9 protein-coding genes are annotated in these 12981 nt (G+C 52.3%); 4 read left to right on the top strand and 5 right to left on the bottom strand.

The genetic code is table 11. The features are described 5' to 3' along the window. Positions 1 to 52 precede the first annotated feature (52 nt). On the top strand, positions 53 to 3262 hold the full coding sequence (locus MKY64_RS29895; RefSeq protein WP_340957521.1) for an efflux RND transporter permease subunit: 3210 nt from the start codon (positions 53 to 55) through the stop codon (positions 3260 to 3262). A 329-nt stretch (positions 3263 to 3591) separates the two neighbouring features. Here MKY64_RS29895 and MKY64_RS29890 read toward each other — a convergent pair whose 3' ends face one another. Next, a complete protein-coding gene (locus tag MKY64_RS29890) occupies positions 3592 to 4287 on the bottom strand; it encodes a TorD/DmsD family molecular chaperone (protein ID WP_036726172.1) in 696 nt (231 codons plus the stop codon). A 325-nt stretch (positions 4288 to 4612) separates the two neighbouring features. Between MKY64_RS29890 and moaA the strand changes: the two genes are divergently transcribed. Continuing rightward, a complete protein-coding gene (gene moaA / locus MKY64_RS29885; protein ID WP_339311879.1) occupies positions 4613 to 5614 on the top strand; it encodes a GTP 3',8-cyclase MoaA in 1002 nt (333 codons plus the stop codon). 125 nt (positions 5615 to 5739) lie between these two features. Here moaA and MKY64_RS29880 read toward each other — a convergent pair whose 3' ends face one another. The 3 genes from MKY64_RS29880 to MKY64_RS29870 form a co-directional block, all read right to left on the bottom strand. Further along, positions 5740 to 7062 carry a helix-turn-helix domain-containing protein gene (locus tag MKY64_RS29880; protein WP_340957519.1) on the bottom strand — a complete coding sequence of 441 codons (1323 nt, stop codon included), beginning with the start codon at positions 7060 to 7062 and terminating at the stop codon, positions 5740 to 5742. 76 nt (positions 7063 to 7138) lie between these two features. Continuing rightward, positions 7139 to 7318 carry an aspartyl-phosphate phosphatase Spo0E family protein gene (locus MKY64_RS29875; protein ID WP_036726170.1) on the bottom strand — a complete coding sequence of 60 codons (180 nt, stop codon included), beginning with the start codon at positions 7316 to 7318 and terminating at the stop codon, positions 7139 to 7141. A gap of 287 nt (positions 7319 to 7605) precedes the next feature. Beyond that, positions 7606 to 8997, bottom strand: coding sequence for a helix-turn-helix transcriptional regulator (locus tag MKY64_RS29870; protein ID WP_339251927.1), 1392 nt, complete (start codon positions 8995 to 8997; stop codon positions 7606 to 7608). A gap of 270 nt (positions 8998 to 9267) precedes the next feature. On the opposite strand from MKY64_RS29870, the gene MKY64_RS29865 reads away from it, so the two are divergent. Beyond that, positions 9268 to 9501, top strand: coding sequence for a hypothetical protein (locus tag MKY64_RS29865; RefSeq protein WP_340957516.1), 234 nt, complete (start codon positions 9268 to 9270; stop codon positions 9499 to 9501). A 161-nt stretch (positions 9502 to 9662) separates the two neighbouring features. On the opposite strand, the gene MKY64_RS29860 is transcribed toward MKY64_RS29865, so the two are convergent. Continuing rightward, positions 9663 to 10280 (bottom strand): LysE/ArgO family amino acid transporter, encoded by a 618-nt coding sequence (locus MKY64_RS29860; protein ID WP_340957514.1) that lies wholly within the window; start codon positions 10278 to 10280, stop codon positions 9663 to 9665. Positions 10281 to 10943: 663 nt separating this feature from the next. On the opposite strand from MKY64_RS29860, the gene MKY64_RS29855 reads away from it, so the two are divergent. Continuing rightward, positions 10944 to 12563: an aminotransferase-like domain-containing protein gene (locus MKY64_RS29855; RefSeq protein ID WP_340957512.1), complete on the top strand. Its 1620-nt coding sequence runs from the start codon at positions 10944 to 10946 to the stop codon at positions 12561 to 12563. Positions 12564 to 12981: the final 418 nt, after the last annotated feature.

Here is a 12981-nt window from a genome sequence, read left to right as displayed (position 1 = left end):
GGCGGCACGCCTGTAAGATCAAGAATAATTGTACTGGAGGTTCCTTTTACTGATGAAAAGCCTAATTAATTTCTCGCTCCGCAACAAATTCGCCGTCTGGCTGCTGACGATCATTATTGTCTTCGCCGGTCTGTACAGCGGATTGACCATGAAGCAGGAGACCCTGCCTAACATTAGTATCCCTTATCTCAGCATTACTACTATTTATCCAGGAGCCGCACCCGAAGGGGTCGTGAATGACGTCAGCAAGCCGCTGGAGCAGAAGCTCCGCAACGTAGACGGCGTGAAGATGCTGACCTCCACCTCTCTGGAGAACGCCTCCAGCGTCACCATTGAGTTCGACTACGGCACGAACCTGGACAATGCTACAGCAGCAGTGCGGGAAGCCTTGAACGAGGTGAAGCTGCCGGATGAGGTGCAAAAGCCGCAAATCTCGCGCTTCAGCCTCAGCTCGCTGCCGGTCATCTCCCTTAGTATCTCTGACGAGAGCTCCGGCGATCTGGAGGAGCTGACCCGGGTTGCCGAGAATGATATCCGCCCGGCGCTGGAGGATATCGAAGGCGTCGCCTCTGTGCAGATTGCCGGACAATATGTCAAAGAGGTCTCCCTGAAGTTCAATCAGGAGAAGCTGAAGCAGTACGGACTGACCGAGGATACGATCAAAGGCATCATCCAAGCCTCCTCCCTGCGGGTACCGCTCGGATTGTTCGAGATGGACAAGTCACAGAAGGCTGTTGTCGTTGACGGCAACATCACTACAGTGGAGGACTTGCAGAATGTCAGCATTCCGCTGGTTCCTGCTGGTCCTGCGGCGGGTGCTGCTGGAGCCGGTGCAACTGGCATGCCTGGCACAGGAGCCGGGGAAGCAGGCGGTGCAGCTTCAGGCGGTGCTAGTGCTGCTGGCGGCACCAATGCTGCTGCTGGCAGTACCGGGGCTGGCGCTGGCGCCATGACCGGGCTGCCGACGGTGAAGCTGAGCGAGCTTGCCACTATCGAGGTAGTCGGCAAATCGGAATCCATCTCCCGCACCAACGGCAAGGAATCCATCGGGATTCAGATTGTGAAGGCCAATGATGCCAACACCGTCGATGTCGTGAACGGGGTCAAGGACAAGACAGAAGAACTGAAGAAACAATACAAGTCGATGGACCTCACCGTGCTGCTGGATCAAGGCAAGCCGATTGAGGATTCCGTGAACACGATGCTGTCCAAGGCTGCCTTCGGCGCCCTGTTCGCCGTGCTTATCATCCTGCTGTTCCTGCGCAATATCCGTTCTACCATTATTTCTATTATCTCGATTCCATTATCCCTGCTGATTGCAGTATTATGCCTGCGGCAAATGGATATTACGCTGAATATGATGACGCTCGGCGCCATGACCGTAGCCATCGGGCGGGTAGTGGATGACTCCATCGTGGTCATTGAGAACATCTTCCGGCGGCTTACGCTGTCTGGCGAGAAGCTTCGCGGCAGAGAGCTGATCAGCGCGGCTACCCGTGAGATGTTTGTGCCGATTATGTCCTCAACCATTGTGACGATTGCCGTCTTCCTGCCGCTCGCCTTTGTCAGCGGGATGGTCGGTGAGCTGTTCCTGCCGTTTGCCCTCACTATGGTATTCGCGCTGCTGGCTTCACTGGTGGTTGCCATTACCCTGGTGCCTGCACTGGCCCATACCCTGTTCCGTAATGGACTCAAGAAGGGGAAAAAGGGTCACGAAGACAAGCCCGGCGCATTGGCGGGCGGGTATGTCCGAATCCTGGACTGGTGTCTCTCGCATAAGCTGATCACCTTGGGTGTTGCTGTCCTGCTGCTGGCAGGCAGTCTGTTCCTGATCAAGCCGATCGGCGTCAGCTTCCTGCCTTCCCAGGAAGAGAAGAATGTTACGCTTACCTTCTCCCCGAAGGCCGGTCAGACGCTGGAGGATGTGAAGGCGCTGGGCCTGAAGGCTGAGAAGTTCATTCTGGCCCAGAAGCATCTGGACAAAATGCAGTATTCCATCGGCGGCAGCAGCCCGTTCGGAATGGGCTCAGGCAATTCAGGCTTGTTCTATGTCACGTATGACAGCAACACGCCTGATTTCGATACCGTGAAGGAGAAGTTAATTGAAGGCTTGAGCCAAGAGGTGCCGGATGGCGTGTGGGGCGATTTGTCCGGCATGGCCGGAGGCGGACTGGGCGGCAGTACCCTTACTGTTAACATCTTCGGCGATACGCTGGAGCAGCTCAAACCGGTAGCCGATGACATTGCCGGGATCGTTCAGGCAGACACCAAGAACTTCAAAGACGGGAAGACCAGCCTCTCTGAAGCCTATGATCAATACACCATCGTCGCTGACCAGGCCAAGCTTAGCTCACTGGGCCTAACGGCCGGACAGCTTGCGATGAAGCTGAGCCCTGCCGGAACCCGGCCTGTACTGACTGAGGTAGAGCTGGACGGCAAGAATTACAAGGTCTACATTGAGACGGACAAGGATTCCTACAATAGTATTGAAGAAATGAAGGCCGCCACGCTCACTTCGCCGCTAGGTATTACTGTACCGATTGGCGAGGTAGCAAGCATCGAACAGGGCCAGTCCCCGGATTCCATTACCCGTGAAGACGGCAAAATGAAAGTCGAGGTAACCGCCGACATTATCTCCAGTGACATTAATAGTGCCTCCAAGGCTGTGCAGGACAAAATAGATGCTCTTGATCTCCCGGACGGCGTGACCATCACCTTCGGCGGAGTCACCGAGCAGATTAATGAGACCTTCGGACAGCTTGGCATCGCCATGCTCGCGGCTATTGCGATTGTATACTTCGTGCTCGTAGTCACCTTCGGCGGCGGTCTGGCACCGTTCGCCATCCTGTTCTCGCTGCCGTTCACAGTCATCGGCGCTCTTGTTGCCCTGCTCCTGGCCGGCGAGACCTTGAACGTCTCCGCACTGATGGGCGCACTGATGCTAATCGGTATCGTGGTCACCAATGCAATTGTCTTGATTGACCGCGTAATCCATAAGGAACAAGAGGGAATGTCTACACGCAAGGCGCTGCTTGAGGCCGGGGCTACCCGCCTTCGCCCGATTCTCATGACTGCGCTCGCGACCATTGGCGCCCTGCTGCCATTGGTTACAGGCCTTGAGAACAGCGCCGGAATCATCTCCAAGGGACTTGGCGTAACCGTCATCGGCGGTCTCGTCAGCTCCACGCTGCTGACCCTGGTCGTTGTACCGGTGGTGTATGAGTTCCTGATGAAGTTTCGGAGTAAGAAGACTTACGAATAAATAGGGGATGAACTGCAATTTCAGTTATAAGAGCTGATCGTAAGAACATAGCGTAAAGCTCAGACATCACTACGGTGGATATTTGGACTTCCGGCCGCTGTTGTCTCCAGATTTCCTGATTTAGACCGCTTGTTGCGGTAGAAATCCGGAGACAAAGGCGGACGCTACCGCTCCTACAGTTCCAAAATCCCCCTCCGATCCTACACGCTTTTTGTATTTTCTTTCAATCAAAACCTATAAAGTGAAAGCTTAAGTTCAAGACCCTAGGAGCAGAAATAAGGCGCCCTTCCGAATTGATGGAAGGGCGCCTTATTGAGTATGGATGCTTATTACGCCATGGCCGCCGCGCTGCTCTCCAGCGAAGCCTTCCAGGCACGCAGCATGTGCAGATCCTGCGGCAGGAATTCCTCCAGCATATGGCTGAGTCCCAGATACAGCGGGCTGTCGGTGGCAGCGTTCATTCTCGCACAGAATTGTGGAGTCCACTTCAGCAGATGCTCCTCAAGGAATCTCTCCTGGATCTCCAGAAGCTCCATCGCACTGCGGATCGAGAAGCTGTTGTACAGCATCCGTTCATGCAGCACGGCCATGAATTCCAGTTCAATGGCAATATGGTCGTCGGCTTCGCCGCTGCACTTCTTGAAGACAATCCCCGCCGAAGCGTACACATCCGAGAGCACGTTGCAGAATTCTTCCTCACGGCCCAGTTGAGCCGCTTCACGGGCCACGAAGGAGCTGACGGCCCGCTCATTCATCAGACGTTTGTATTCGAGCTTTTCTTTTTCGCAGATGGCCGGGAGCATGGATGGCTCCTGGCTGCACAGGTAACGCTTCAACTCACGGCCGCCTTCGGTCATCTCCGCAGCGACACTCATCTCACGGTTACGGCTCCACTGGGCGACCAGTGAGAGAGATGGTTTTCTTCCATAGAAGTCCACCAGCAGCTGATATATTAATCCCCGACTCTCCAGCCAGCGGCTGCAAGCCTCCGGCACGACAAGCGATGGAACAGTTGGTATGGTCATTTTGCAAATCCTCCCTACATAGTTTGCCGGATACCCGGGGTATCCTTAGGGATCGCCGCCTGAGCCTTCCGGTATCATAGCTGTGCTTCGCAAAAGTAAAAGTATCTAAAGTTTGAATCTTCCGCACCTAAATTATATCGAATATGATAAGCGCTTTCGGTGAGCATTCTATGACCATTCCCTGGAATTGTCGCACTTTTGTCATAATTAGGCTGCTGCTTTGACCTTCTGTCCCCCTATGCTTTAGATTGTCCGCTGTGCATTGACGCGGCGGAATGGTTTCTTTAAAATTTAAACTAAAATCAACAGGTGAAGGAGCAACGCTATGGAGCCGCTGACTGACCCTTTTGGACGCATACATGATTACCTACGCATCTCGGTTACTGACCGCTGCAACCTGCGCTGTATCTATTGTATGCCCGCCGAAGGAATGCAATTCCAGCCGCAGGACGAGATTATGAGCTACGAGGAGATTGCCGCTGTGGTGGAGGCGCTTGCGCCCCTGGGCCTGCGGAAGGTCCGGCTGACGGGGGGCGAACCGCTGGTCCGCAAGGATCTGGAGAAGCTGGTCTCTATGATCGCCGTCATACCCGGCATAGATGACATATCATTGACGACGAACGGGCTGATGCTGCCAGCCAAAGCGGCTATCCTGAAGCAGGCCGGGCTGTCCCGGGTGAACATCAGCCTGGATTCGCTGCGGCCGGACCGCTTCTCGATGATTACCCGCGGCGGCGATGTTGCCAAGGTGCTGAAGGGAATTGAAGCCGCAGAAGCCGCCGGCCTGTCCCCGATCAAGCTGAATGTCGTGCTGATGAAAGGCATTAACGATGACGAGATCAAGGACTTCATCGCCCTGACCCTGAACAGCCCGCTGAATGTGCGGTTCATTGAATACATGCCGATTGGCAGCGCCAGCGATGCCTGGCGGCAGACCTATCTGCCGTTGGAGACTGTAGTAGAGGCCTGCAAGGAAGCTGGCTGGACCACCGAGGAGGCCGACATGCCCTCCGGGAATGGCCCTTCCCAGAACCGGCGGGTCACCGGCGCGAAGGGAACCTTCGGGCTGATCCACCCGGTCAGCGAGCATTTCTGCGACAATTGCAACCGGCTGCGCCTGACCGCCGACGGCAACATCAAAGCCTGCCTGTACTGGCAGGACGAATATAATGTGCGCCCGCTGATCAGCTCCCCTGCGGCGGTGCAGGCCCTGTTCCGCGAGGCGCTCGGCAACAAGCCGCATAATCATGAGATGGCGCTGGCCCTGGAGCACAAAGCCCAGAGCCACACCCCCACCGCCCGCCGCATGTCGCAGATTGGGGGGTAAGACGCACGGAGACAAATGTAACAGGCCCATGAACAAGTTCATGGGCCTGTTTTAACTTTTTATAATCTTAAACATGCATTTAGGAGTAGAACACATTCATAGTAGTATCAAAGCTTGTGAATGCTTCAGCCCGACTTCGGAATATCCGAAATCGCAATCTCGAAATCGACGGATATCGTCCCCCGGATCACTTGCTGCTCGCTGTCTAATTTGGCGGATAAGTCTACGCTTTGCATAATCACATCATCGCCTTTGTACCGCTTGCGGGATAGATAGTAGGTCGCCAGCTCGCTGCAGAATTGGGTGTAGTTTTTTTCATGAATGAACTTGTTGTGCTCACCAAAGATACTGTAAACCTTCCGGTAAGGAATGTAGTCCGCAAATCTCTGTATCACATGATCCACGTCCCACTTATACTGATTAGCCAATTGAACGATCTTGAACAGCGCCATAAAAATCTCGTTCTCACAGGTGGAGATATACTCTATATATTCTTCCAGCACCTCAATCTGCCCATCCATTAAGCGGTAAAGGTACGTATTCGCCGTTCCCCATTCTATATATTGAGCCTTAATACGCCTTGCTTCTTCGTCATCTTCCCGTATCCAGCTATGATCCATGTACTGAGGTACCATATCCAGTGCGGTTTTATAGTCGCCCAGCTCTTCATAAACACAGGATCTCATAAGCTGAGCATATAAAATATATGTATACAGCGGCTTTTTATAAAATTGATTGCTACTATGCTTACGATGCACTTGTCCGTGGAGTTCATATTGAACAGTGGCGACTCTTAGCAGTTCTTCTACAGACTGAGATACTTTGTCCCACGCCTGAAGCCCACTGTATAAATTAGCCAACTCTTTCAGCGCATCCAACTGATTGACTTCGTCCAGCTTATCGACATAATTCTCTAATATAGTAGCAGCGATTAGATTTTTCTGGGGATCATCGCCCAGATTAATGAGGAAGAGCCGATACTGGCAGAGCGCCAGCCGTTCGGAATGCTGGTATTTCTCGCTGGCTCCCACATTTTCGTAGATTAGTGCTGCGGCTTGCCAGTTTTTCTGCTCAAATAACTCCTCCGCAACCTCGAACAGCAGCGGTGCATACAGCAGATTATCCAGTAAATTCTGTGCCACCCGCTCAATGCAATCCAGACGCGATAGCGCCGCGCATTGCAGCAGGAATGGCCGTAAACGCCGCCAAGTCGGTGTCGAATCGTATAAACATTCATCAACATACTGACTGTAAAAGTAATCCTCCGGCAGTCCCATCCCACTTGTCACGCGGGTCAGATGGTTCATCGCCAAGGCCTGCTGGCCTTTCATTACCCGGCTGAGTGTGCCGGAATGAATTCCGCTGGCAATCGCAAACTGATTAATAGACAGTTTATGTTTTGTGAGATACGCCGCTATCTCGTCTCGAATTTTGACTGTATGCTCCACAGCAGTTACCACCTTTTTTATACACGTGTCCAATGGAACTTATCTCTGACTCTCCGATTGTTTGTTGAAGCACTGTTTAAGCAGGCGGCCTTTTATTCATCCGGTAGGCATTATCGTACGCATTGAGCAGCTCATCCAGCACCACGGATTGCCGCAAGACCTCAGGATGATTGAAACCGCCATATTGAATATGTAATGTATGAAGCTTACTTCTGGCTTGCTCTATGCGAATTCTAACGATTGCTGGACTATGCATGGGAATCCCGCCTCCTTATGCAACATTATAGATTTTTATGTAAAACTACAAAATAATGGACTGATTGCATTATCTGTTAAAGTGAATATATTGACAAAGCTCTGATGCGATAAGAGTTGTCCATAAAAAAGACGCCTCTGCATTAGCAGAAGACGCCAGAGATGATACTGTTATTACTGCTTGCGCTTATTCAGCCGCCCGCCCCATGACCCATGGTTTGAATCGTTTGTTGTTGTATAGGTTTGCCCACTAAGTCTGCTACAGGTATAGTAATCAGTACAACAATACTAAACGAGGCTAGCATTAATAGGAGTTTTCTTTTCATTTGCATCCCGCACCTCTCTTATTAATATTTTGTATTGCAGTTGCTCGTTTTCCCCGGCAATATGCCTGTTCTGCTCGAATAAATCAACACACTTGAAGATGATACTCTCATTGTTAAGTTTAGATGATGATTCCAAACTTTGTAGGATATATCCAATACCTTCACTTCGCTTATTCCGCAAATAATAGACTCCCAATTCAACAAGAAATCTGGCATGTTGGTCCGCTTTAATCTGCTGATTGTACACTCCAAACTCAGTGAGATGTATCCTGTAAGGCATGTAACCCGCGAAGCGTTCCAGAATAGAATCTACATTCCAGTTATACAGGTTTGCAGATTTCACAATATAAAATAAAGCTATGAAAATCTCTCCTTGTTGCGTGGAAATATAATTAACGTAATCATCTAATACCTCTAACTGTCCATCCAGTAAGCGATACAAATAAGTATTAGCCTTACCCCATTCCTGAAATTGCGCTACAGTCCTCTTGGCTTCCTCACTTTCTTCATGTATCCAATCTACGTCCAAATATAAAGGTACAAGTTCAAGAGCCTTTTTATATTCTCCGCATTCTTCGTATGCATTTGCACGCATTAAATGGGCATACAATATATAAAAGCAAAGAGGTCTTTCTCCGCTCTTCACTGCCTCTTTATATTTCGGGTTACAATACAGATCATAACGGATTGTCGCAAGCCGAAACAGTTCAAGAGCAAGCTCATTTACTTTACTCCATAACTGCAATGAGTAGTAGACATCCATCAAATTCTTCAGCCCATCCAGCTGGTCCGCCTCATTCAGGCGCGGAATGTAGCTCTCGAACAGGGTAGCCGCGCGCAGGTTCGTGCTCTGGTCATCACCCAGGGCAATCTGGAACAGGCGGTATTGGCAGGTGGCCAAGCGTTCAGAATACTGGTATTTCTCACTGGCGCTAACGTTCTCATAGAGCAGTGCAGCCGCCGGCCAGTGGCCCTGCTGGAACAAGCCTTCCGCAACCTCGTACAGCATGGGGACATACGTCAGATTATCCAGCAAGTTCTGCACCAGCAGCTCAATACAATCCGTACGCCCCAGTTCCGCACATTTCACAATGAACGGGCGAAGCCGCCGCCAGGTCGGTGCCGAATAATAGAAGCATTCCTCGACATATAAGCTGTAAAAAAAATCCTCGCCAAGCCCCATTCCTGCAGTGATTAACTCCAGATGGCTCATGGCAATGGGCTGATGGCCATTAATAATCCGGCTCAGTGTCCCGGAATTAATGCCAGATCTTATGGCGAACTGATTAATGGACAGCCCCTGCTGGGTTAAATAATCTGCAAGCTGGTCTCGAATCATGACTGCAGGCTTCAAAGCAACACCACCTCCCACATTCCATAATTTAGAACATTATGTTTATATCTGTATGGTAGATGATGGGATTTCAACCGTCAATAGAATAGAGTCAAATAAAACAACTATAGCTCGAAAGTGTGAAGAATTCGAAACAGTTTGGCAAGCGGCTTGCCGAATCTTACGGATACAGGCCGAAACTATGTTAAACGGCACTCTTTTTCCAAAAAGGTCCAGAGCATACATAGAGGTATCCAAGGATCTACAAGATTGCTACAAGGGGGAGCGTTTATGAGAAAAATCGGCATCATTTCAATTTCATTAATACTATTACTTGTTTTAATATATGTTTTAGTCAGACCAAATCCTGAGATTGTTAGCGTCACTCTTACTTCTGAAACAGCTGAAACTACTTACACTGATAACGATAGCATCCGGGTATTCAACCATGCTATAAGAACTGTGAAAAAAGTACGCGGGGCTGTTGATGTGGGTCCGCCAACGTATCGAATGAATGTTACTTAAGCGGATACCGAAGTTGTGAGATTCAGCCTTTATTTAGATTTCAAAACCAAAAGTGGATTTTTGATTAAAGATAGTAATAGCGAAAAAATGTTGAAATTAAAAGATCGCAGCTCTAAAGAATTAACAGATCTATTGAGCAGAGACTAATTAAGGGGAATCACTTAGCCATACAACAGCCCCCACAGCTGAACTCCCATGTAGACGGCGATCCCCCAGATCAACAGGGCGGAAACGGTATTCAGCCCCTTCATAACCTTGCCGGAAGCATCCAGCCTGCCGAGCTGGCGGCCCGCTGCAGCAAGACCCAGGAACCAGAGCCAGGAGACGGCCACTGTCGCCGCCGCGAAGGTCCAGCGCACCGCACCGTCGTATTGCAGCGAGCTGGTCCCGATCACGCCCACCGTATCCAGCAGGGCGTGCGGGTTCAGGAGGGATACAGACAGCGCATAAAGGATCTGTCCCTTCGCTGAGAGTCGGCCCGACTCATCCTTCGCCGGATCGGAGCGCCAGATTCTCCAGCCCATGAAGGTGAGGAACAGAATGCCCGCACCATATATAACAGGCGTGACCCCGCGCAGCGATAAAATGACCAAGGAGACTCCGCCGACTGCCGCAGCGATAAGCAGCGTATCGCATATCGCTGCCGTCAGTACGACAGGCAGTACACTACGGAATCTGGTATGCTGTGCCCCTTGATTAAAAACGAATATATTCTGCACGCCCAGCGGCAGAATCAGCCCGAAGGCCAGGATAATTCCATGTAGAATGGCCTGTACCATTTCTTTTCCCCCTCTTATCTTCCTTATGATGCTTCCAGGGTAAACAAGCCTCTCAGGCTTCCACCGGTTATAGCCTACTGATCGTACCCTGCCATAGCGGCCGCCGTAACCATCCAAGTTTTTGGACACATACCAACCAAGACGAATGAAAGGGGAGGAATCATGGTAGACTGGGAGAAAGAACGAAAGAGAGAGAGAAGGAAAGCAAGCAATGAGGGATTATGTTAGTCAACAGCGGCTGTGAAGGGGACACTCGCTCGGTAGCCTTCGCAGTGGCACAATGTGTTCGGTTTTTCGCATACAATCGGCCGGTTACCTTAGTAGTGACACAATGTATGTTAAAAACAACATACATTGTGGTGGCACGCAGGCGCATGGGCCAAATGTATGCGGAAAACAACATACATTGTGGTGGCACACAGGCTCGTGGGCCAAATGTATGCGAAAAACAACATACATTGTGGTGGCACGCAGGCGCATGGGCCAAATGTATGCGGAAAACAACATACATTGTGGTGGCACGCAGGCGCATGGCCGATGTGTTCAGTTTTTCGCATACAATGGAGCCGGTTGCCTTGGCAGTGGCACAATGTATTCGGTTTTTCGCCCTTGGCATGATAACTGCTAATTGTCTACAATCATTCGTCCGGAAGGAGCCTGCCCTTGACACATTCACAACGCTCCAACCATACAGACTTAAGCACGCCCGGCCAATCCGTACATTCGGAGGCTTCCCGGCCCGCAACTCCTGAAGCGCAGCAAGCGGGCGCTGGCTCCGGTCTGCCGGACACCTGGAAGCCGGACCCGGCTTCTCCGCTGCCGCTGCATGGTCAGATCTACGCCTACTTCCTGGCCAAGATCAGCACCGGGGCCTGGCCTGCCGGTATGCGTCTGGCTCCGCAGCGGGAGCTGTCCCGCCAGCTTGGAGTGAACCGCAGTACGGTGGTTACAGCGCTGGGGCAGCTGACCGCCCTCGGCCTGATTGAAGGCAGACGCGGGGGCGGAACAATAGTTACAGGCATACGTTCTGTGCTCCCGGCTTCCCTTGGTTCCGCCGGAGAATGCGGAGAAGACGGGGAAGAGGTGCCCCCTGAGCCGGAACACTCAGGCAACTGGAATGACTATGTGGAGGAGGGGATTCACTATCCCAACCTGCCCACCATCCAGGACATTAACCGGCTCGAATATGAGCCGGGTCTGATTCGACTAGGGACCGGCGAGCCTGCGCCCGAGCTGCTGCCCGGGGCAGCAATGAACCAGGTGCTGGCCGGACTCGCGCAGCGCGTTCTTCCTCCACTCTCCTATGAGGAGCCGCTCGGTAGTCCGGCGCTGCGGGCGGCGGTTAGCCGGTTACTAGCCCGGAGCGGCATTACCGCTGGCCCGGACTCCATTCTGATTACCTCCGGTGCCCTTCAGGGGCTTCAGCTCATTGCCCTCGGGCTGCTGCCGCGCGGCTCTTCTATCCTGCTGGAGAAGCCGTCCTATCTGTATTCAATTCATGCCTTTCAGTCTGCGGGGGTGAAATTCAGCGGCCTGCCTATGGACGGGCGTGGTCTGATCCCGGAATACCTCACGGCTGAGGCGATCCGCACTAAGGCGGCGATGCTCTACAGCATCCCTTCCTTTCATAACCCTACGGGAATCCTAATGGATAAGGGGCGCCGCCAGGAGCTGATGGAGGTCACAGGCAGACTTGGGCTGCCCATTCTGGAAGATGGGGCCTACCAGGAATTATGGCTGGACGCTCCCCCTCCGCCGCCGCTGAAGGCGCTGGACCAGGAGGGACGGGTCCTGCATCTGGGCACTCTGTCCAAGGCCGCCAGCCCCGGTCTGCGCATCGGCTGGATTGCCGGACCTGAGCCGGTAGTCCGGCGGCTGGCCGACATCAAGATGCAGAGCGATTATGGCGCAAGCTCCCTGTCTCAGCTGGCTGCCGCCAGCTGGCTTACGGGCGGCTATCATGAAGAGCACCTGCATGTGCTGCGCGGCAGACTACGCGCGCGCCGCGACCACATGCTTGAGCTACTGCAGCTCCATTGCACCGGACTGGCAAGCTGGAACGTACCGGCAGGAGGCTTCTATATCTGGCTGTCTCTCCACGAGGCTGTCCCTCCGCGCAAGCTGTTCAGCGCAGCGCTGCGCGCCGGACTGCTGCTGAATACGGGCGATCTGTACGACCGCAGCGACGGCAGGCATCTCAGGCTGTCCTACGCTTATGCCTCTGCGGCTGAACTGGAGCGCAGCATCCCCCTGCTGGCAGAGCTGATCCGGCGGGGACTGTGATTGAGACAGCACAGACGGATTCAACCGAGTACGGCTGCGTAAATAGCCCCGCACCCATGACAGTATGATCTGTCTGTCCTGGGTACGGGGCTATGCTGTTCGGATGGGAAACCCTATCCACCCCAAGGTCTAACGGACCGGAGAGACTTTATCCCCACGAAAATGCCACTTTTTGCAGTGTAACGGACTCAGGTGGCCTTATTGTTTCAATCTGAGACGTTTCGGAGCCGAAGTCTAAAGGATAAGGCCTGTGGAGTCCGTTACTCGCCCAGTTGGCGACTTTCTTCCCAAATAAGAGCACCTCAGTCCGTTACGCTAAGCCAACGCCCCTGAAGAACACCCCCGCTTAGAAAAGATGTAATTTGAAGGGGAGTTGCTTCTACTCCACTATTTTAAACCTAACACTGTACTAATTTAA

The sequence above is a fragment of the Paenibacillus sp. FSL R7-0210 genome (assembly GCF_038009085.1).
GTDB lineage: Bacteria > Bacillota > Bacilli > Paenibacillales > Paenibacillaceae > Paenibacillus_AQ > Paenibacillus_AQ silagei.
Note: the sequence above shows the minus strand (reverse complement) of the source record. Positions and strands in the feature narration are given on the sequence as shown.